We start from the raw sequence: 21,274 nt of genomic DNA, 5'->3' as shown, positions 1-21,274 counted from the left end.
AAGGAAAATAACCCCTTGATCAAGGAGAACCTTTTGGGAACCTTAAGCCCCCTTTTTGCAGAAAGAAATAACGCCGGGCCTGAGCCATTGCTCACGGAAGCGCTATCGCGAATTCAGGACCTCCTGGGCGCTCGCCCGGGAAGCCCGCCCGAGGTCTTTGCTCAGGCCCTTCCTTTTGGGGCCGGCGACACCACCTTCGGGGCTGAAAACGAACTTCAGGCCGTGGTGACCGGTGCCTCCGAACATGTGGACTTGCCTATCATCATCCAGCAGTCCAACTATTATCAGAACCTCATGAAACGGACAGGCACGGGAGAATCGCCCCGGCGCAGTATTGCCGACCTCGAGAACTTCATCAACGACAATACGAACGGCATCTGGGAAAACAGTTGGGTCCGGTTCCACCATTCCGCCCTTAACGATTACTCCCGAAGTGTTTTCGCCCGTGACCTTGCCGCCGACCGGCACCGTCCTGAAGGCCCCCGACGCCGGGATGCCGATCGGTTCACCGTCACCCGGAACGGCGAAACCTACATCCGCATTCCCGTCAGCTATCTGATCAAGCTCGCGTTGGCCGACGCCCTGGCCGACGGCCCGGGCACCCATGCGGTCATCCGAAGCGTAGGCGAAGGTCTCATGGATCATTTTATCAACGACAACACCTCGCCGGAGACCACCTCCTTCCATCCGGTCCTGTCGGCCCGGAACACAGCACCGGGGGAAGGCATTGCCCGGGAAACCGCAAAACGCTATCTGCTGAGCCAGCTCCTCATCCTCTATGCCAATCGGAAATTCGGCCTTCTTGCCGGCGGCCAGCGCGCCATGGTCTATTTCGCTCCTCATACCCACGCCCGCCAGAAGCGGCTGAACGAACTGATATCCGACACCTTCTACCGGGAGTTGTATATGAGCCCTTGCCTCTCGGGATGGCGCCGTGGTGAAAACAAACACCGGTACATGCAGCTCTGCCACAAGGTCCTCTCCCGAAGTCAGCTGAACGGCATTGCTCGACTGAAAGAGGCCGGCATCATCACCCGGGACCTGGTGGTTCTGCCCTCTCTCTCCAATGTCAGCCTGGCCAACAACGGCACCCACATCAGCCTGGGGAGCCGAAAGCTCACGCGCCTGATGAAAGATCCGGCGTCTGGTTTTGACGCCTGGGACGAAAAGATCCTGGGAGACCTGGCCATCAAGATTGCCGAGCATTTTTTGCCGCTTTTTGTCGGCACGTACAGCGCCGCACCCTATCGGCTGGATTTCAGCGACTTCCATCCGGAAAAGGCCTTGGGTTTCCTACCCCACGAGCTCGATTTCACTCACCTCCGGATGATCTGGCGCCGCTGGAAGAAAAAAGCCCGGCTCAAGGTGCTGGGACAGCCGATCACGCCCTTCGGCCCCAAATGGATAGACCGGCAGTTCAGCCGGATTTTCGGCCTGAGGGGGGATTTCGTACGGGACTACAGACTGCTCGATTATTTCGTCGCTCTCATGAGTACCGATCGAAGTCCTGCCCTGAACGGCGAGGTGGGAAATGACGTTCGCCTCAAGCAGGATCTCGTCGAGTTCGGGATCTTCGATGCAGAGATGCCCATGTACCTGCCTTATCGCCTCCGGGAGTATGCCGTCATGGGATTTTCGGGCTTCGAAGGCCGCTACTACAGCCTTTTCGAATCCATCGGCGGAGACATGGCTCCGGCGGCCGCCCTGCAGAACCTGGTCACCGCACTGGCCTTCAAATACATCATCAGCGGTAAAATCACCCACGCCCACATCCCGGACGAACCTTTCGTTGAGAGCGAGCGACGGCAGATCTTCTTCGGCAGCGCCATCGGCATTCCGACCTTTTTCATCCGAAAGGACACCCCTAATGCGTTCATGCATCTGATCCTGCAGCGGGTCCGCCATACCCGTCCCAGCCATCGTTACCAGGGCTTCATTCGGGTCTACAACCTCGAGTTCCGAAAAGCCCTCGTCGACATCCTTCGGACCGATGCCGCCGACCTGGTGGAGATGATGGGACTCTCGGAGATCCTGGCGGATCTTTCCGACCGGATCGAGGCCCCCGAAACCCATGCCGCAGCCGACCGGTTGACCCGGTCTATCCTGGAGGAGGTTAATGTCGACCATCCCATGAAGCTCCCGGCCGATGTCTTCAACACGGCCTCGGAGCAATACTATCGGGAAACCCTGAGAAAACGCCACATGATGGAGTCCATCGATTTTCTCGAACAGAATTTCATCAAGCTGGATGCCTGGGCGGCTTTGAAACGCGGCGTCTTTCGCGAGGCGCTTGCCGGCATCCTGGGCTTGGGCCATCAGGGCGCCTGGGAATTCTTCCAGAAAATCCGACGCGGGATCGTCACGGAGGAAATCGACGATCGGTCCCTGCATCAGCTGATCCAGCTCATTATCCTGAGCATCCATCACGACATCCAGCAGAACAGGGAGATCGAAACCCCATGACCGCCTTGACCCCTCATCAATATATCGAACGATCCACGGGACGGGTAGAGACCGAAACCCTGTATGCCGATCGGCTGGTAAACGCCCTTTACGCCGCCGAGCGGGAGCGGCCGTCCCGCCTTTTCAACCTTTTGATTTCAGCCAGGATATCGCGTCTTTTGGCGTGGAACACCTATGATGCCGCCATTGGCAGCCGTATCGCCCGTGCCGGGCGATTCCACAGGGAGCTGGGAATCGATCTGACTGAATGCCTTGATCCGCCCCATGAAATTGACACAGCCCGAAAAATTTTCGAGCGGAAGATCCGCTACTGGGAAACGCGGCCCATGCCGGACAATCCCGACGTCGTGGTTTCGCCCGCCGACGCCCGGGTGTTGGTGGGCTCTTTTTCGAGAACCTCCCAACTCTTCATCAAGGAGAAGTTCTTCGACTACGAAGAGCTCATCAGTCCTCACAAGCCGATCTGGTTATCGGCCTTCAGAGGCGGCGATGTGGCCGTTTTCCGGCTGACCCCCGACAAGTATCACTACAATCACACCCCGGTAGCCGGACGCGTCGTCGATATATACGAAATCGCGGGTGACTATCACCCATGCAACCCTGGGGCGCTCATGGCCACCAGTGCATCCTTTTCCAAAAACCGCCGGATTGTCACCGTCATCGACACTGACGTGCCCGGCGGCAGCCGGGTGGGGTTGGCAGCCATGATCGAGGTGGCGGCCCTCATGATCGGCGATATTGTACAATGTTATAGCGACACGCGGTATGATGCTCCCCGGAACGTGGCACCGGGGATGTTTTTGAAAAAGGGCATGCCGAAGAGCCTCTATCGGCCCGGCAGTTCCACCGACGTGCTCGTTTTCGAGCCGGCGCGAATTGTCTTTTCCGAGGACATCCTTGAAAACCTCCACCGTCAGGGAGTGCAGACCCGTTTCTCCGAGGGGTTCGGCAGGCCTCTGGTAGAGACGGAGGTCCGGGTGCGCCAGGAGATCGGCCGGCGGAAGCCGGCAACAATCGGAGCGGTTCGTCGACCTGTCCGAAATACCGCGGGGAAGGCCCGCATTGCTTTAACCTGATCAAAGGTGTCAGAGGAGAGACGTCAGATGACCGATGAACTGTTTATTTTGGGATTGACCCTGCTGTTGACCCTGGTCTTTTCGTGGGGCTTCAAAACGCTGCCTTCGGAGCGATGGCAGATCCTGGCCGTCCTCCCCCGCCTCAAGCACGCCGGCGGCTGGCAGGGGGAGAACCTGACCTTTTACGGCCTCTTTAACGCCAATGCCTACGGGCTGTCCGTCGTGATCTTCATCATTCTGATGGGATCCGTGGGCGCGCCCCTCGTGGCCGTCCTTGCCGTCACAGCGACACTCCTGGGGGTCTGCATCCCCGCCTCCCGGACCGTCGCCGGGATCGTCGAAAAAAAACGCTACACCTTCACCATTGGCGGCGCATCCTTCGTGGGTATTCTCATCGCCCCGTGGCTGGTTGCGGGGGCCAACCTGGCACTTCGGCCCTGGGTCCAGACCCCCATCGACATCATGATCTTCATGGCAGCGCTTACCGTGAGCTATGCCTTTGGCGAAGGCGTCGGCCGACTCGCCTGCATCAGTTTCGGCTGCTGCTACGGCAAGCCGCTCAAGGCCTGCCATCCCCTCATCCAGCGCTTTTTTTCCAGGAAGCGCTTTGTGTTCTCGGGCAAAACCAAGAAGATCGCCTACGCCGACGGGTGGGACGGCGTGCCGGTCGTCCCCATCCAGGCCGTCACCGCCGTGATTTACTGCAGCGCGGGCATCGCCGGCATCTACCTGTTCCTCAAAGGCTTTCCCACCACGGCCTTCTTCGAGAGCCTGGTCATCACCCAGGTCTGGCGTTCTGTCTCCGAAGTCTTCCGGGCCGACTACCGCGGAAGACGGAAATTCTCCACCTACCAGGTCATGGCCCTTGGGGCCGTTGCTTATGCCGCCGTCATCGCCTTCCGCTGCTCCGAAACCGTCGTTGTAGCGCCGGAGGTGCTTCAGGGCATGAAATGCCTTTGGCACCCCGCCGTGATCCTGGCCCTGCAGGTCTTGTGGATGACCGTTTTCCTCTACACCGGCCGCAGCAAGGTCACGGAATCCCACTTGTCGTTTCATGTAATCCGAGAGCGGATTTAAAGGACGTCATGGTTCCGATCATTCCAGAACGGATATCCGGCATGGCCAAAATTGATTTCGGCTTGAAAATCGAATGAAGTGATCTTGAAAACAGACGCCATCATCCGCTTGCCCCGTTATGCATCCCCACCCTGATCCGGCTCGCCGCAGTGAAGCAGGATCTGCCGTCGTGCCGCTTCGCGCAGATCGAGGGCCGACGCCCAACCCGGTCCCTCTCCTCGGAGAGGACGACCGATAAAGATATGCACCGGGCCCCGCCGCGGAAACCACGTTTCGGGGAGCAATTTAGACCGCGTCCCCCGGATGGCGATGGGCACCACCGCCAGATTGTTATCCGCAGCGATCAGAAACGCACCCATATGAAACGGCAGCAGCCCGGGCATCCGTCGGAAGGTGCCCTCGGGGAAGAACAGAAGCGACTGTCCGGCAGCGGCAAGCTTCTCGATCCTTCGGACATCCTCTATGGCCTGGCGACTGTCGAACCGCTCTACAAAGACCACATCGAGGCGGGTCAGAACCCGACGTAAAACGACGTTTTCGGCCAACTCGGCCTTGGCGACAAAACCAAATCGCATCGGCAGCGCCGCTATCAGCACTATGCTGTCCATATAGCTCTGATGATTCGCGACCAGAATCAGCGGCTCTTCCGTCTGCAGATGCTCCAGACCGCGGACCACGATGGGCGTGCCGGTGAGGCGGGCCAGCAGCCGGGCCACCGTCCGGGCTACGCGCCGGCGTCCGCCGCGCCACGGCAACAAGAATACGAGAGGGGCCGCCAACGCTCCCAGCACCATAAAGAGCAGCCAGCAATAACCGGCATAGCCGGTTGAGGCCGCCTGCCGCATCCACCGGCCGGCTTGCCGCAGGATTCCGCCGGCGGTCAGGCGAGCCAGCTGCCACCACACAGCCCGGGGCCCCTGCTCGATACGGCCCTTCTTGTAGAGCTCCCGGCTCGCAGCCCTGCGGATCTTTCCACTGGAGGTCTTAAGGACGGTGCCGGGCGGGACCAAAATCACCTCGTCCGGGGGCATGCCCAGGATATCGACCGCCGCGTTTACGATCCGCTTCTTGAGACCAGCCAATACGTCGGCGGCCTGATCGCGGCTCTCCGCCAGCACTACTAATTTTTCCGTGGCGGAAGCCGAATCCTCCACGCCGAAGACAGCAACGCAACCTTTTCGGATGCCGTTGATATCGCCGACGGCCTCTTCAAGCTCATACGGGGAAATGTTCCGACCGCCCTTGATAATGATATCCTTGACCCTGCCGGTGATGTAAATGTCCCGTTCGGCCATATAGGCCAGATCGCCGGTATCGAGCCACTCGCCGTGGAACAGGGCTGCGGTCTCCCGGGGATTGCGGAAATACCCGCTGGTGGCCGAGGGTCCTGAGAATTGGAGGCGGCCTTCGCGGCGTTGAGGCAGCTCACGGTCCTGGCCATCGACAACCCGTACCTGATGTCCGGCCATCGGGCGACCGCAGGCAACAACACGAAGCGGATTGGGGTCGTCGTCTGGGGCCGGCACCGCCTCGCCCCTCTTCATCATCGGCTCGCGGCGGACACGATCAATAAGAGCCCCCCGTCCCACCGGCGGAAAGGCAAGGCCGACGGTGCACTCGGCAAGGCCGTAAACGGGTGCCATCGCCTCGGACCGGAATCCATAGCAGGCGAATCGACGCGTAAAACGGGTAATCGTCTCCGGGCTGACGGGTTCGGCGCCGTTGAAGGCGAGCCGCCAGGAACTCAGATCCAGACCCTCCAGAAGCTGTTCGTCGAACCGTTTCAGGCACAGCTCGTAACCAAAGTTGGGGGCGGCCGACAGCGTGCCTCGGTGGTGGTGGATGGCCCACAACCATCGTTCCGGATGTGCCAGAAACGACAAGGGCGGCATGATGACCAACCGGCAGCCGTGATAGAGGCTGCCCAGCCAGGCTCCGATCAGGCCCATGTCATGGTAAAGGGGCAGCCAGCTCACAAAGACATCTTCCGGAGTGACTTCCATCGCCCGCCCCATCGCCCTGATATTGCACATCAGGTTGGCATGACTGAGGATAACCCCCTTGGGGATGCCGGTGCTGCCCGAGGTGTACTGGAGAAAAGCGGTTTCCTCGGGCAACACCGGCGGCAGGATGCCGGCGCCGCCTGTGCCCTGCAGTCCGTCGGCGGTGACAACCCGATCCAGAGAGGCCACCTGGGTTTTAAGAAAGCGCGCCAGGGGCCTGGCCTCGGCGACAGTAATCAGCATCCGGGCCTGGCAGTTGTTGAGAATGTGCCTGTGGCGGCGCAGATGGTCCTCGAATTGGGAAGGTCGTGCGGGCGGGTAAAGGGGGACCGGAACAGCCCCGGCCAAAAGAATGCCGAAGAAACTGAAAAAATAATCAAGTCCGGTGGGCAGCATCAACGCCACATTGGCCCCGGGCTGGAGACCCAGTCCGCACAGACCGGCGGCAACGGCGGCGGCTCCGTCGAAGAGTCGGCCGTAACTGACCTCAACGGGTTCTTCCGCTCCGGAGGTCAGGAGAAGGTGCAACCGATCCGGCGATCTGGCCGCCTGAAGCTGCAGCATCTCTACCAGGGTCCGGGCTTCATCGGCAATCGCTCCCCGTCGGATATCCTGCTCCGACACAGGCCGGCGCCTGTCTTCCAGGACTTGGATCCGTGCCGTCCCCAGACCCAATGCCCGGACCAGGTCTCTCAGGGTTTCAGCGGCGATCAGCACCTCTTCGCTCAGCGACACTCCCCAGGCTTTTTCCAGTCGCGACAGCAGCTCCATCCTGGCCAGGCTGTCGAAGCCCAGATCGCGCTCCAGGGAGCTGTCCAGTTCGACTCGAAGGTTTTTGCGGCCGGGATCCATCTCTCCGGCCAGTTGGGCGGCCAGCCGACAGACGGCCTCGGCTTCCGTTCCCAAACCGGCGGGGCTGGTCCCGGGACGATCCCGGTGCATGGATCCGGCGGAAGCTGTCTTGTCTCTTTTTCCCGGAAAGGCGGGACCTGCATGTGTGGTCATCCTGATCTTCCTCGTTCACCGGAGTTTCTCCGCCGCAATCGGTGCGCCTGCGAAATGATGCGAAACGGGTTGCGAGCATGGCCGAGACTCCTGATCCGGCAGTACCGAAAGGTTGATCCCGATCCGTACACGGCGGAAACTTGCAAGAAAGGTTGAAACGTTTTATTGATGATGTGCAGAAAAATATATGCATTCTTCAGGAAGTTGACAAAAAATGCAGCCGTGCCGACAACAGCGGGAATACCATCAGCAGGATTCCGTGAGGCCGCCCGGTCGTGCATCGGTCGTGTTGCCCCCGTCGCCGTTCAATGGGGTAAATCCCGTTTTCCGTAAAAAAGTACGACTGAAAGTACGACTGAAAGACACGCTATCGTCCGAAATTCAACAGGCTGCCTTTCAAACTGCCTCAACAGCATGATTCATAGCGGGATGAGAGACAGCGTTTGCCAAACCGTGCTCTATCGCGAACGGCGGTTGCCCCCCTGAGAAGGATTGGCTGTGAATCCTCATGATAAAGCGATTATTCCCTGGATTGGCGCTTCCCCGAAATGACGTCGAAGTCCTTCATCGCCCATCTTCATTCCGAATTCCAACGGTCCCGGCGATGCTGATCCGATGGATGAAAATACATGATGCACCTCGGCATAAATCCATCGAATACCCTATGGCTCAATCCTTATGAGGTGCTTATTATTGAATTGTGTTCTACTGAAATGTTCGTCGTCACACGTGACGGAAAGGAGTGTGTTATGGAAAAGAAACTTTCTCCCAACCAAACCCGGGAATGCCCCGAATGCCGGGGAACGGGCAAAATCAGCGCTCAAAACTGCAGCAACTGCGACGCGACCGGTCAGATCATCGTCCACTCCCACGGACATCGGCACGGTGAAAATTTCCACGATCACCCGCACTCCCACAAGGAACCGCATCACCCCGAAGATGATACTGTTCACGGACATCGCCATTGATGCATAGAGACAACAAAGGGAAAAGATGATGACATCATATCCGAAGTTCACAGCAATGCTGACAGACCTGTATGAACTCACGATGGCGCAAGTCTATTACCGGGAAGGGATGTTCAAGCCGGCTACGTTCAGTCTCTTTATCCGTGAGTACCCGCCGAACCGAGGCTATTTCATCAGTGCGGGTCTCGAAAATGCTCTCGCCTTTCTGGAATCGGCGCGTTTTATGCCCGATGACATTCAATATCTCGATTCCACAGGGCTTTTTTCCCATGATTTTCTGAATTACCTCGCCGGGTTCCGATTCACCGGCGACGTCGTCGCCGTTCCCGAAGGAGAACTCTTTTTCAAAGACGAACCCGTATTGGAAGTGACGGCCCCCATCATCGAAGCTCAGCTGGTGGAGACCGCACTCATCAATATCATCCATCTCCAAGTCACGCTCGCCACCAAGGTATCCCGTTGCGTGCATGCGGCCCGGGGCCGAAGCATCGTCGATTTTTCACTGCGGAGAACTCACGGAGTCGACGCCGGAATGGCGGTGGCCCGAGCCGGATATATTGCCGGAATGAGCGCCACGAGCAACGTTTTGGCCGGAAAGATTTACGGCATCCCGGTAGCCGGCACTATGGCCCACTCGTTCATCACAAGCTTTGAAAGCGAAATCAACGCCTTTCGAGCTTTTGCCGACATTTTCGGGGATCGCACGGTGCTATTGATCGACACCTACGACACCCTCGCGGGCGCGGAGAAAGCCGTTACGGTGGCCCGTGAGATGAAGGCGCAAGATCGGCGGCTGCGGGGAGTTCGTCTCGATAGCGGTGACATGACCGAACTGAGCCGTCAGGTCCGGGATCTTTTCCGGAGAGAGGGCGTCCCGGACATCCAGATCTTCGCAAGCGGCGGTTACGACGAATTCAAAATCGATCGAAGCATCCGGGAAGGCGCTGAAATCGATGCGTTCGGCGTCGGCACCAAAATGGGGGTTTCCGCCGACAGCCCTTATGCCGATATCGCCTATAAGCTCGTCCAGTTCGACAGTCGCCCGGTCATGAAACTGAGCTCAGGGAAAAGAACGCTCGTAGCGCCCAAACAGGTATTTCGAGAAGAACAGGATGGGCGTCTGGCCAAGGACACGATCTCTCTTCGCGAAGAGTCTCTCGCGGGTCGTCCACTGCTGAAAACGGTGATGCAGGACGGCAAGGCCGTGGACGCTCCGGAACCGTTGAATGTCATCAGAGAGCGGTTCAGGTCGGCTTTCGAAAAGCTCCCCGAAGAAGTCCGTGCGATCACCGATCCCGAACCTTACTCCGTCGGCATCAGCGAACGATTAACGGCCCTTCAGCGCAAGGTCAGGCACAGCGTCATCGCCAAGGAGCTCGGCGAAAGCTGAGATGCGGCAGAAGCCAGCTTAACAAAGCCTTGCGGACACATGTCAAGATGTTTTTTGGTGCAGGAGGACGTCGTAAGCGGTAAAAACCTCATAAAAAAGTGTAGTTCAAACCAAGATCCGGACATCTTTCAAACGACTGAAAAGGAGAAAAACGCATGCCAAAAAGAAGCGCTCAAGCACGTTGGGAAGGAACACTGCAGCAAGGCAAGGGAACCATAGCTCTGGGTAGCGGCGCCTTCGAAGGATCCTATTCTTTTGCAACCCGGTTCGGGGATGCACCGGGAACCAACCCGGAGGAACTGATCGGCGCGGCCCATGCCGGCTGCTTTTCAATGGCCCTTTCGATGCTGCTCGAAAAGGCCGGGCATCCACCAAAAGAGATTCGCACCCAGGCCGAGGTAACCATAGACAAAGTCGGCGACGGCTTTAAAATTACCCGCATCGATCTAACCACCCAGGCCGAGGTGCCCGGCATCACTGCCGAAGCGTTTCAAAAACAGGCCGAGGCCGCCAAGGAGGGTTGTCCGGTATCCCAGGCACTCGCCGGCACATCGATCAACTTGAAGGCAGAATTGAAAAATTTATGATATTAGACCGTTAGATAGAGGGTCGAGTGAGACGGAATATGAAGGGAGGTCATCATGACAGACGAAAAACAGTTTCAATTCAAATTTTTTCTACCCAATGCGAGACTGCTGAGCGACAGTGAAATTAAAAAACTGTCAGCAAACAACATTACGTCCGCCGGGGCGGATGAAAAGAATGGGCTCTGGCTCGAAATCACTTGCCCGGACCGTTCCTGCCTGGATGCCGATGGCCGGATTGTGATTCCGACCCAGGAATCCAAGAAGAAAGACAAAGGCTTCTTTTTGGAACTTTTCTGTCCGGAAGACAGCTGTGAAATCGTTGAGAGCACCGACCTGCCGTAACGGTGTTGCGTCGTATTGCGTCGTCGGATAAAATCCTGAGGACGCCTCGATTCACACGGCAGCGGCGGGTCGATCCATGAAAAGCGAGCGAGGACGTGCGTCTTTCCAGAGGGTTTTCTGAACCACCGGCAGTCTCAGCCCCGACCCGCCGCCATTGTTACCGATGTGATGGTTTATATGGACATCTTATCCCCTCCCGAAGGAGAATAAGGCCTGCAGACCGTACTATTTAAATCTGGACCTGGCGGCCTTGATCGCGCTTTCCATAGCTTCCCAGGCACTTTCGACACCCTTTTTCAAATCCTCCCACGCATCGCCTCCAGCACTGCGCAGGACGTCAAGCTTTGTTTCGACGTTTTTTCGTTTTTCTTTAATGTTATCGATCTGTTCCTGATACTCAACCCGTTTCTCAGCCTTGGCTGCATCGAGTTTGGCCTTCAGTTTGTCGATCTCGGCATTCCATTCGTCCAGTTTGGCATGCAATTTCTGAATATACGCATCTTTTTTGCTCATGATCTGCTCCTTTCAGCTGACCAATTGTCTGGGGTATTCGTTGGGTGCCCTGCCCTTTTACAGGCGCTTATATTCGCAACCTTAACGAACCAGAAGAAAAGCGCCAATAGGGTCATTCACCTAAACGGATTCGAAAAAAACCTTATTGACCTGGATGCCGTTTGAATGGTGGTAAAAACGATCGAAACAAAGGCCGATTGATGGGCACCGGAAAGATCTTCCTTTTTCACGCGGACGTCTTCTGAAATCAAGCGCCGTCAGGTGGCGTCCGGATCGGCCCTTCTTCGGTCATACCGGTTCAGGATCAATCTTCTTGCCCGATCCCAGTCCGATTGGGTGTCGAACATGTATTTGGCAAACCCAAGCGTTTCCACGCCGTTCAAAAGGACAACAATCTCCTCCAACGCCAAAACCCTCTCGAAGGCCTTCCACGACAGGGTGCTCAGGACCTTGTTTCTCCGGATTGTAATGCCGCTTTCCGTCAACGCGCCGGTGCGCTTTACGCAGGCTTTTTCGTAAACCCGCTTCTGGGTCCCGGCCGCGGTCGTTCTCATGAGTCTCAGGCCGCCGTACATCAAGACCCCCATGAACATGAGAAGAAGGGCGCCAAACATGAGCCCCACCCCCATCCAGTATATCAAAAAAGCCGTCGTTACCAGCGTTGTGACGGATATCACTATAAATGCCGGTATTCGACGCTGGGACGCCATCGCTTTTTGCACCTTGAGGCTGTCGGCAAAGGTCAGGTAGCCCCTGAATCGTATCTTTTCATCCATTGCTTTCAAACGCTTTCCTCCGTCCGCAAACGCGGAAATGGCGGTCTGCCGCTGCAGGCCGCGATTTTTGATTTTTCCCTGCATCTCAGTCCTGGATTTTCGGAAAACGAAGACATCGGGGAACGCAGCCCGGATCCTCAGGCCATCCGCCGAACCTCGCCATATTTTTCCTCAAGCCGCTTCGAAGAGATACGGATGGGGGTCTTAAGTTCCTGGGCGAACAGCGATACCTTGTATTCCTCGATCATCCAGAAAAAGGTCTCCACCGCCGCGCGCTTTTCATTGGAAGCCCCTCTTTCCAGAGAATTGAGGAGATCCGTCAGGCGGTCGACGTGTTGCTTCATCAGAGCGGCTTTGGCCTGATCCCGCTCGAGATTCTCAACCGCCCTCTGGGCGCGGATAGAGATGGCCCGAATGTATCGTTTCAAGTGGAACAGCCGCTCAGTATCGTAAAGTGCGAGAAAGTTTTCCGGCACCAGGTTGGCCAGCGCGTCCCGGAGTCCGGAAAGAAATCGGATGATCCCAGCGTTGGACCGACTGATGTTCTCCATGTGGAACAGCCCCGATCGGCAATCGTGATAGGCCGTCAGAATATCGACGACCACGGCCTGTTTGTTTTGGGCACTTCTGGAAATCAGAGGTGTCGCCTCCGTGATTAACGCATCGAACGCCGAACGGGTGCGGATATTGCGGTGAAACAGGTCCATCAGCACGCTGTCGTAGATCCGATTTTCAACACTTTTAAGACCCCCGAAATACCGGGCCGATTCGGCGAGTCTCTTGGGGAGCGCTAATTGTTTCCGAATTAATTTCAAATCGTTGGCTAAACAGGTGGAAAAGAGCCGCACCATCCCCTCCCGGTGACCCGCCTCGGCTTTGACCGGATCCCGATAAAGTTTGAGGGAGAGCCCGTCCTTGTCGGCCCGGAGCCCGGGATAGGCCACCCACGTCTCTCCGCCCTCGCCGGTCAAGGTGATGGACTCGGGCAAGTCCCGAAAATCCCAACGGGTAATCCCGGTTCGTTCCCACTCGCGCTGGACCGCTTCGAACTGATCCCGATTCATGGGATCCGCCGCGCTTTTTCGAAGCACCTCGACATTCCGCCCCGACCGGATCTCCTCGCCCCCGGGACCGATGATGGCGATTCGCATTCGGAGGTGTTCGGGCAGATCCCCCTCATTCCACGCCGAAGCCGGGATGCTGACGCCGAAGCGTCGGTAGATGAACGCTGCCAGGCCTGTGAGGAGCGCTCCCCGCCCTTTGGGAAGTTCGTTTACGATAATGCGTACCGTGGCGTTCACGGGAACCAGCTGCTTACGGTATTCCTTGGGAAGCCCCTTGATGAGGGCGGTGATCTTTTCCTCCAGAAGGCCCGGAACCAGCCAATCCAGGGCCTCGGGTGACACCGACGGCGCCACTGACGAAGGTATCTGAACCGTCACGCCGTCCTCGGTTCGGCTTGGATCGAACACGTAGTCGCAGGGAAAGACGGTATTGCCCAGGGAAATCTGATCGGGATACCGGCGCAGTTCATCAGGATCGGGACGGTATCGCCTCAGATCCCTCTCCTGCATCCGTAGAAACTTGTCGTTTTTCCGGCCTTTCAGGAGTGCCTTGAGCGCCCTGACGTCATGGATCCGGGTGCCGAGCTTGTCCGCGTAAAACGCGCACAGATCCTCCTCGGAAACGAGAATGTCTCGACGTCGCACCCGATCCTCAATCCCGCGAACCTCCCCGATGAGGGCCTGATTGTGACGAATGAAAGGAAACGGCTGTCGTATGTCGCCCTCCACCAGGGCGTTTCGGATAAAGATCCGGGATGCCGCCTCAGGATCGATTCTGCCGTAGGAGACTGGCCGCCGGGGAACGATGATGAGACCCAAAAGGCTGACCTGCTCGTCGGCCACCACCTCGCCCCGGTTTTTCTCCCACCGCGGGTTGGCATAAGAGCGCCGGCACAGGTCACCGCCTAAGGCCTCCAGCCATTCGACATCGATATTAGCGACGGTCCTGGCAAATAGTCGGGAGGTTTCCACCATTTCAGCCGCGACAACCCAGGGGCCCGAGCTTTTGAAGACGCCCGAGCCCGGAAAAATCATGGCCTCCCGCTCCCTGGCGGCCTGATAGATGAATTTGTCCTTCCTAACGGCGATGTTGGAAAGGAATCCGGTCAAAATCGACGTATGAAGCGCGGTGTAAAAAGGTGTGAAGGACGTCCCGTCGGCCACGTCAGGATCAATGGACACCCGGTTCCGAATACCGTGCTCTTCCAGAATCACAGCCAATTGGTAATGAATGTCCCGCCACTCCCGCATTCTTCTGAACGATAAGAACTGCCGTTTACAGTATGCCCGCATCTTGCCGATGGACTTCACGACGGATCTGGTTTCGTGATAGGCGTTCCAGATATTGAGAAGGGTAATGAAATCCGAGGACGCATCCTTGAAGGGCGCGTGAGCCTGATCGGCTTGTGTCTCTTTTCCCGTAGGGCGCTCCCGGGGATCCTGGATGCTGAGGGCTGCCGCCAGAACGGTCATCTCCTTCAGGCACCCCGCTTCCGCGGCCGCCAGCAGCATCCGGGACAGGCGGGGATCCACCGGCAGCCTGGCCATCACCCGCCCCCGTTCCGTCAACTGTACCACGGTTCGACCGCTTTTTCCCAAGCGCTTTCGAAAGATGGCCCCCAGCTCGTAAAGCAGGTTGAAGCCGTCCTGGATGTTCTTGTCCGCCGGCCGATCAATGAAAGGAAAATCGGCGACGTCCCCCAGCCGGAGAGAGATCATTCGAAGAATGACCTCCGCCAGATTGGATCTCAGAATCTCGGCAGGGGTGAAGCGGGGGCGGTTTTCATAGTCCGTCTCACTGTAAAGACGAATGCAGATGCCGTTGGCCACCCGGCCGCACCGTCCCATGCGTTGGTCCGCGCTGCTTCTTGAAATGGGGACCACGGGCAGGGCCGTGGTTCGGCTCCGGGGAAGATACTGGGAAATTCTGGCCAGGCCGGTGTCCACTACGAATCGGATGCCGGGAATGGTGATGGAGGTTTCGGCCACGTTGGTGGCGACGATGATCTTTCTTCCCGGCAAACGTTGAAAGACCCGGGACTGTTCACCGGCCGAAAGCCGACCATAAAGCGGCAGAATGTTGACACCGGTGAAACGGCTGCCCTCGAGCAGCTCACACGTCTCTCGAATGTCCTGCTCAGTGGGCATGAAGACGAGAATATCGCCGCCGTAGGGGCTCTCGGCCTGAAGCTTGCGAACAGCGGCGACCGCCGTGTCGACATGCGTCTGGTCGCTCTCATCGGAGACGGTGTCCGGCGGCATGTAACGCACCTCCACCGGGAACATCCGCCCGGAAACCTCGATGATCGGCGCGCCCTCAAAAGCCCGGGAAAATTTTTCCGTGTCGATGGTGGCCGATGTAATGACGAGTGAAAGCTCTCGTCGCTGCTCCAGAAGGCGCTTCAGAATGCCCAGAACGAAGTCGATATTGAGACTCCTTTCGTGGGCTTCGTCAACGATCAGGGTGTCATAGGCGTGGAGCCGTCGATCACTCTGTGCCTCGGCAAGAAGGATGCCGTCGGTCATGATCTTGATAAAGGTGTCTTCGCCGGTCTGGTCGTCGAAACGAATTTTGTACCCAACGGATCGCCCCAAGGGCTCCCCCAGTTCCTCGGCGATGCGATCAGCTACGGTCATTGCCGCGATGCGCCGGGGTTGGGTCATCCCGATCTGTCCGTCAATGCCCCGACCGGCCTCGATGCAGAATTTGGGAATCTGAGTGGTCTTACCTGATCCGGTCTCCCCCGAAATGACAACAACGCGATGGTTCATGAGGGTGGCGACAATCTCGTCCTTACGGTCGAGGATAGGCAAGCCCTCTGGGTAATCGAGTCGGGGCCTCCGGTCGAGGCGCTGCGCCCGCTTTCGGACGGAGGCGTCGACGGCGCTTTCCAATTGCAGGATTCTCTGCATCAGACGGTCGTCAGGCTTATCTGGCGCCGTTTTGCCCGGTTTGGAATGCCGACCTTTGACGACGGCTTGTCGCAACTGCCGGAGATCGCGATCGAAACGATGGCGGTCCCCTCCATAAGTTTTGGAAAGTGCCGATTTCAACCGATTGATATGATTTTGAATGTCGTTTTGCTTCATAATTCTTCATGTTGGACGCAAGCGCCCACCCGCATCGGAAAAAACAGCGGGAGAAAATTTTATCTAATTGTTAAATTTAACATATTTAGCCAGATACCGCCATTCAAAAAAATGGGAAGTGTTTCCGTATTGTTCCGTGTGTTGACAGGACAGGCATTTTACGAATATAACCGACCACACCGTATAACTGAGGTTAATGCGAAAAAATCCACCTAACATTGTCATCGAAAAACCAAAAGAGGTTTATATGTTTCGTAATTTCAAGATGGTCTCCCAAGTCGTCTTCGGTCGGGGCTGTTTCAATCAATTGTCGGATATTCTGTCGGTTCAGCGAAAAAAAGGGGCGTCGTTCGCGGTTTTCATCGTTGATCACATCTTTGAAAATCGACCGCTCAGAGATCGAATTCCCGCCGAAGGGCGGGATATGGTCATCTGGGCCGACACCACCGACGAACCCAAGACCACTGAAGTCGACCGGTTAACGGCAATGGTTCGAGCGCAAGCGAACAGCCTGCCGGATGCCGTGGTGGGCATCGGCGGCGGCAGCGTCATGGATCTGGCCAAGGCCGTATCGCTCATGCTCACCAACCCGGGGTCGGCCGCCGATTACCAGGGATGGGACCTGATCAAAAACCCGGCGGTCTATCACGCGGGGATTCCCACCCTGTCGGGTACGGGGGCGGAGGTATCCCGCACGACGGTGCTCACCGGACCTGTCAAAAAACTGGGCATCAACTCCGATCATACCGTCTTCGATCAAATTGTTCTGGACCCCGATCTCCTGGAGGGTGTTCCGACGGATCAGTGGTTCTACACGGGAATGGACTGCTACATCCATTGCGTGGAATCGCTCAAAGGAACCTATCTCAACGCCTTCAGCCAAGCCTACGGTGAAAAGGCCATGGCGTTGTGTCGGGAGGTTTTCCTCGGGGATCCCCCTGATCGGGAAGACAAGCTGATGATGGCCTCCTACTGCGGGGGCATGAGCATCGCCTATTCCCAGGTAGGCGTATGCCATGCCCTCTCCTATGGTCTCTCCTTCGTCCTGGGCCTCCATCACGGCATCGGAAACTGCGTGGCCTTCGACGTTCTGGAGGAATTCTACCCCGACGAGGTGAACGAATTCCGTCGCATGATGGAAAAACACGACGTCCGCTTGCCCCGAAATCTCGTTCAGGGTGTCGACGACAAGGGACTTGAAAAAATGGTCGATGTAGCGCTGGTCCTGGAACCGTTGTGGGAAAACGCCTTGGGCAAAAACTGGAAAACGATCATGACCCGGGACAAAATCAGACAACTCTACCGAAGGATGTGAGCCATGTGCGGAATCGCCGGAATCGTTTCCATCAAACAAAAACCGACAGACAATTCGGTCGTCGATCCTACAGCCTTCCGTAATGCCGTCGACCGGATCGAACAAACAGGGCTTTCCGCCTGCAAGGACGGTGACCTGGACCTGTCGACCCACTACCTGGGCGGATCCGACCTTATTTCTAGCCTATGGTCCACCGTCACCGCATGGAAAAAGGATGGTCCTTTTTTCAAGATCTTCTCCGACAAAAAGCTTCAGGAAGATCTTTTCAAGACAGGAACGCGCCTCTCCGACATCATCGACCGGGAGGATCGGACATTGACGGCACGGCTGGGCCTGCTGCCCACCGCGGAAACAGACATTCTATCGGACCATCTGGAGCGGACCAAGGACATCGCCTGGTGTCTCTCTGCTGAGATTGAAGAAAATATCCGAAAAACAAAGGATCTGTTTCACCGTTCCACCGCCCCGGAGGAGATTGTCACCATTTTCAAACGCGTCAACACCGTTCTGAACAGCATCGACCGGCTGGAAGTTCGAGGTCGAGACTCCGCAGGCATCTCCCTCTTGTTCACCCTCGACATGCCCGTCTACGACGCATTCATGAACACCCTGGACAAGGCCAATTTTCTTGACATCTTCCAACAACGAATCGGAAAGGCAGTGCTGGCCAACGGCAGCATTTCGATTCACGAGGGGGCTGATGAAGCCGAAACCCCGCACAAAGCGGTGGCTTTCACATACAAGGTCGCGGCCGAAATCGGCCGGCTGGGCGACAACGTCGCTTTCCTGCGCACCCAGATCAAGAACGACGCCATCCTCCAGGCCCTGGTCAATTTTTCTCACCGCAGCTACACCGTCTCCTCCCATACCCGATGGGCCTCGGTGGGCGCCATCAGCGAACCCAACTGTCACCCGGTCGACAATATCACAGTGGGTGCCAACGGCAACCTGCCCATCTTTCACGTCTGTCTCAACGGTGATATCGACAACCACATCGAGCTCAGGGAGGAATTTGAAAAGCGCGGATACATAATCCCCTCAGAGATCACCACAGACACCAAGATTATCCCTGTCAGGATCCAGGCCTACATGGAAGAGGGGCATTCCATGACCGAAGCGTTTCGCCTTTCGGTGAACGATTTCGAAGGCTCCCACGCCATCATCCTCCACACGGATCTCGCGCCCGGAAAGCTCTTTCTGGCCCAGCGCGGCAGCGGCCAGGCCATCTTCGTGGGGCTTGCCGACGATCATTACATGGCGGCCTCCGAGGTTTACGGATTCATCGAGCAAACTCCGAGATACCTCAAACTGGACGGTGAGAAGGTGGTAGAGGGACATAACGGAAAAACCCAGGGGCAGATCTTCATCCTGGATCAGTTTTCCGAAGGCGGTCTGGCCGGCATCCAGGCCATGGCTTATGACGGATCCCCCGTTAGCCTGGCGCCGTCGGACATCAAGACCACCCGCATTACCACCCGAGACATCGATCGGCAATCTTTTGCCCACTATTTCCTGAAAGAAATTTCCGAATCCCCGGCCTCCGTAGAAAAAACCCTCCTGAACCGTTGGCGGGTCATCGAAAACGACGACGGCAGGCGATGCGAGATCGTATTGGACGAAAAGGTTATCCCCGCCTCCGTTCGGAAAGCGCTGTCGGAAAATACCATTCGAAAGATCTTTTTTGTCGGTCAGGGCACCGCAGGGGTGGCGGCTCAGGCCTGTGCCGATATCCTCGCCCATTACATGGCCGATCCGAATATTCAAATCGCAGCACTGAAAGCCTCGGAGATGAGCGGATTCAGGCTCCAGGACGACGGACCCGGCCTGGAAGACACGCTGGTGGTGGCCATCAGCCAGTCGGGCACCACCACCGATACGAATCGGACCGTTGACATGGTTCGGGAGCGGGGAGCCCTTACCCTGGCCATCGTCAACCGCCGGGATTCAGACCTCACCTTCAAGGTTGATGGTGTCATGTACACCAGCAGCGGTCGAGACATCGAAATGTCAGTGGCGTCCACCAAGGCGTTTTATTCCCAGATCGTCGCCGGCGCCCTCTTGAACCTCTACCTGGCCCATCTGAAGGGCCGACGCGGAAGCGATTTCGTGACGAGGGAGGTCGAGGCGCTGCTGGCGCTACCGGGCCACATGCGTAAAATCCTCGCCATGCGGGAACAGATGGCACTCTCTGCCCGACGCCGCGCCGTAACCCGGACCTATTGGGCCGCGGTGGGCAGCGGTCCGAACAAGACTTCGGCCGACGAGATCCGTATCAAGCTCAGTGAGCTCTGCTACAAAACCATCTCCTCCGATTACGTGGAAGACAAGAAGCATATCGATCTTTCCTCGGAGCCCCTGATCATCGTCTGCGCCGCCGGCACCCGTGAAACGGTCCTGGGCGACATCATCAAAGATACAGCCATTTTCAAGGCCCACAAGGCGGTACCCATCGTCATCGCCAGCGAGGGAGAGAACCGGTTCACCCCCTATGCCGCCGACGTCTTCCACGTTCCCACGGTGAGTGAGCACCTGGCTCCCATCGTCAATACCCTGGTCGGCCACATCTGGGGATACTACGCCGCCTTATCTATCAACGAGGGGTCACGGTTTCTCTATGATTTCCGGAAGGATGTTCAGAAAAGCATTGACGACGCCGCAAAAAACGGGCTCGATGTCTACGAACTCATTCTGGAAAAAAGCTTCAGGGAGAAAATGGCCGAGTTCTACACCGCCTACCGCCGTCGCCGGAATGAGAACAGATTTACCTTCTCCATGGGACTCGGCAACGCCTCCGACCTGACCCTGCTTCTCAAATATCTGTCAGGGCGACTTCCCGTGACGGATTTCGAGATCGATTTCGAGCTCAAGGGCACTGCCCGAAACATGTTGGAAACCCTCTTCAAATGCCTGGGAGAGGGAATCAACGCCATGGCGCGGCCCATTGACGCCATCAAACACCAGGCCAAGACCGTGACCGTCGGCACCAGTCGGATCAGCGAAAAGATCGAGGGCATGCTTTTCGACCTGATCGAGGCCAACGGTTTCAAGGTTTCCCAACTGATCCCCAGCAACGTCATGGTCCTGAAAAATCTGCAGGAGATCATCTCCCAGGTCCGCGGGCTAACCCTTTACCAGATCGAGGGACTGAACCTGCTGGGCGAGCCTCTCGACAGCACCACGATCACCGTTGTTAAACGGGAAGGCTCTTCAATGGCCATTGCATCACGGGTGGATCGGGACCGGCGGCTTCAGGGCACCAAGCGAACCATCGTTCAGAAGGGCAACGTTTATATCGGTAAGGGACGAAAGGATAACCGCAGTATACTCTGTATCCCCTTGACTTCACGGCGGTCGACATCGGGCAGCCGGATCGAGTTTCTTCTGCTTCTCCACATCGATTTCAAGCAAAACATACCCTTGGCCGCAAAGGTAAAGGCTCTTGGTGGAAAATACGACCATCTGAAGAACATCGTTCTCGAAAACAACGTGGAGTGGCACGACATCTATCTCAACAAGGTGGATACCGCCGACCTGTTTGGCTTGTCGGCTGAAAAAGTGGCGGAAACCATCGTCGCAGGCATCGCCTGAAATCCATGCCCCGGCTC

At 57.2% G+C, this 21,274-nt stretch carries 14 protein-coding genes; 10 read left to right on the top strand and 4 right to left on the bottom strand.

From position 1 onward, the window contains the following. Positions 1-33: 33 nt before the first annotated feature. From dmul_RS07135 to dmul_RS07125, 3 genes are read left to right on the top strand one after another with little or no spacing between them, the layout of a single operon-like run. On the top strand, positions 34-2,463 hold the full coding sequence (locus dmul_RS07135) for a hypothetical protein (RefSeq protein WP_078081376.1): 2,430 nt from the start codon (positions 34-36) through the stop codon (positions 2,461-2,463). Further along, entirely contained in the window at positions 2,460-3,539 is a 1,080-nt protein-coding gene (locus dmul_RS07130) for a phosphatidylserine decarboxylase (protein WP_020876022.1), read from the top strand. The genes dmul_RS07135 and dmul_RS07130 overlap by 4 nt, the downstream gene beginning before the upstream one ends. A 27-nt stretch (positions 3,540-3,566) precedes the next feature. Next, a complete protein-coding gene (locus dmul_RS07125; protein WP_020876023.1) occupies positions 3,567-4,616 on the top strand; it encodes a prolipoprotein diacylglyceryl transferase family protein in 1,050 nt (349 codons plus the stop codon). A 116-nt stretch (positions 4,617-4,732) separates the two neighbouring features. On the opposite strand, the gene dmul_RS07120 is transcribed toward dmul_RS07125, so the two are convergent. Continuing rightward, on the bottom strand, positions 4,733-7,624 hold the full coding sequence (locus dmul_RS07120) for an AMP-binding protein (RefSeq protein ID WP_020876024.1): 2,892 nt from the start codon (positions 7,622-7,624) through the stop codon (positions 4,733-4,735). 749 nt (positions 7,625-8,373) lie between these two features. Between dmul_RS07120 and dmul_RS07110 the strand changes: the two genes are divergently transcribed. The 4 genes from dmul_RS07110 to dmul_RS07095 all read left to right on the top strand — a co-directional run bounded on the left by dmul_RS07110 (position 8,374) and on the right by dmul_RS07095 (position 10,911). Next, on the top strand, positions 8,374-8,592 hold the full coding sequence (locus dmul_RS07110) for a hypothetical protein (RefSeq protein WP_020876025.1): 219 nt from the start codon (positions 8,374-8,376) through the stop codon (positions 8,590-8,592). Between the two features lie 25 nt (positions 8,593-8,617). Next, a complete protein-coding gene (locus dmul_RS07105) occupies positions 8,618-9,982 on the top strand; it encodes a nicotinate phosphoribosyltransferase (RefSeq protein ID WP_020876026.1) in 1,365 nt (454 codons plus the stop codon). A gap of 155 nt (positions 9,983-10,137) precedes the next feature. After that, on the top strand, positions 10,138-10,569 hold the full coding sequence (locus dmul_RS07100; protein WP_020876027.1) for an OsmC family protein: 432 nt from the start codon (positions 10,138-10,140) through the stop codon (positions 10,567-10,569). A gap of 54 nt (positions 10,570-10,623) precedes the next feature. Next, positions 10,624-10,911 (top strand): hypothetical protein, encoded by a 288-nt coding sequence (locus dmul_RS07095; protein ID WP_020876028.1) that lies wholly within the window; start codon positions 10,624-10,626, stop codon positions 10,909-10,911. 225 nt (positions 10,912-11,136) lie between these two features. On the opposite strand, the gene dmul_RS07090 is transcribed toward dmul_RS07095, so the two are convergent. The 3 genes from dmul_RS07090 to hrpA form a co-directional block, all read right to left on the bottom strand. After that, positions 11,137-11,424, bottom strand: coding sequence for a sll1863 family stress response protein (locus dmul_RS07090; RefSeq protein WP_020876029.1), 288 nt, complete (start codon positions 11,422-11,424; stop codon positions 11,137-11,139). Positions 11,425-11,681: 257 nt separating this feature from the next. Beyond that, on the bottom strand, positions 11,682-12,284 hold the full coding sequence (locus dmul_RS07085) for a hypothetical protein (protein ID WP_020876030.1): 603 nt from the start codon (positions 12,282-12,284) through the stop codon (positions 11,682-11,684). A gap of 53 nt (positions 12,285-12,337) precedes the next feature. Then, positions 12,338-16,177, bottom strand: a complete 3,840-nt coding sequence (gene hrpA, locus dmul_RS07080; protein ID WP_070962424.1) for an ATP-dependent RNA helicase HrpA — start codon at positions 16,175-16,177, stop codon at positions 12,338-12,340. Between hrpA and dmul_RS20445 the strand changes: the two genes are divergently transcribed. Genes dmul_RS20445 through dmul_RS07070 form a run of 3 tightly spaced genes read left to right on the top strand, consistent with a single transcriptional unit; the run spans position 16,160 to position 21,257 of the window. Continuing rightward, the gene (locus tag dmul_RS20445) at positions 16,160-16,570 is read left to right on the top strand and encodes a hypothetical protein (RefSeq protein ID WP_159449730.1); all 411 of its coding nucleotides are present in this window, start codon (positions 16,160-16,162) and stop codon (positions 16,568-16,570) included. The genes hrpA and dmul_RS20445 overlap by 18 nt on opposite strands. A gap of 31 nt (positions 16,571-16,601) precedes the next feature. Beyond that, entirely contained in the window at positions 16,602-17,669 is a 1,068-nt protein-coding gene (locus tag dmul_RS07075; protein ID WP_020876032.1) for an iron-containing alcohol dehydrogenase family protein, read from the top strand. Positions 17,670-17,672: 3 nt separating this feature from the next. Beyond that, positions 17,673-21,257 carry an SIS domain-containing protein gene (locus tag dmul_RS07070; RefSeq protein ID WP_020876033.1) on the top strand — a complete coding sequence of 1,195 codons (3,585 nt, stop codon included), beginning with the start codon at positions 17,673-17,675 and terminating at the stop codon, positions 21,255-21,257. Positions 21,258-21,274 lie beyond the last annotated feature (17 nt).

The organism is Desulfococcus multivorans, from assembly GCF_001854245.1.
Lineage (GTDB): Bacteria > Desulfobacterota > Desulfobacteria > Desulfobacterales > Desulfococcaceae > Desulfococcus > Desulfococcus multivorans.
Note: the sequence above shows the minus strand (reverse complement) of the source record. Positions and strands in the feature narration are given on the sequence as shown.

Bases quoted from the DNA above. Each gene is read 5' to 3' on its own strand.
- dmul_RS07095 (WP_020876028.1), top strand. From the start codon at position 10,624: ATGACAGACGAAAAACAGTTTCAATTCAAATTTTTTCTACCCAATGCG.
- dmul_RS07070 (WP_020876033.1), top strand. From the start codon at position 17,673: ATGTGCGGAATCGCCGGAATCGTTTCCATCAAACAAAAACCGACAGAC.
- dmul_RS07110 (WP_020876025.1), top strand. From the start codon at position 8,374: ATGGAAAAGAAACTTTCTCCCAACCAAACCCGGGAATGCCCCGAATGC.
- dmul_RS07120 (WP_020876024.1), bottom strand. From the start codon at position 7,624: ATGACCACACATGCAGGTCCCGCCTTTCCGGGAAAAAGAGACAAGACA.
- dmul_RS07090 (WP_020876029.1), bottom strand. From the start codon at position 11,424: ATGAGCAAAAAAGATGCGTATATTCAGAAATTGCATGCCAAACTGGAC.
- dmul_RS07125 (WP_020876023.1), top strand. From the start codon at position 3,567: ATGACCGATGAACTGTTTATTTTGGGATTGACCCTGCTGTTGACCCTG.
- dmul_RS07105 (WP_020876026.1), top strand. From the start codon at position 8,618: ATGATGACATCATATCCGAAGTTCACAGCAATGCTGACAGACCTGTAT.
- dmul_RS07075 (WP_020876032.1), top strand. From the start codon at position 16,602: ATGTTTCGTAATTTCAAGATGGTCTCCCAAGTCGTCTTCGGTCGGGGC.
- dmul_RS07085 (WP_020876030.1), bottom strand. From the start codon at position 12,284: ATGCAGGGAAAAATCAAAAATCGCGGCCTGCAGCGGCAGACCGCCATT.
- hrpA (WP_070962424.1), bottom strand. From the start codon at position 16,177: ATGCAGAGAATCCTGCAATTGGAAAGCGCCGTCGACGCCTCCGTCCGA.
- dmul_RS07130 (WP_020876022.1), top strand. From the start codon at position 2,460: ATGACCGCCTTGACCCCTCATCAATATATCGAACGATCCACGGGACGG.
- dmul_RS07100 (WP_020876027.1), top strand. From the start codon at position 10,138: ATGCCAAAAAGAAGCGCTCAAGCACGTTGGGAAGGAACACTGCAGCAA.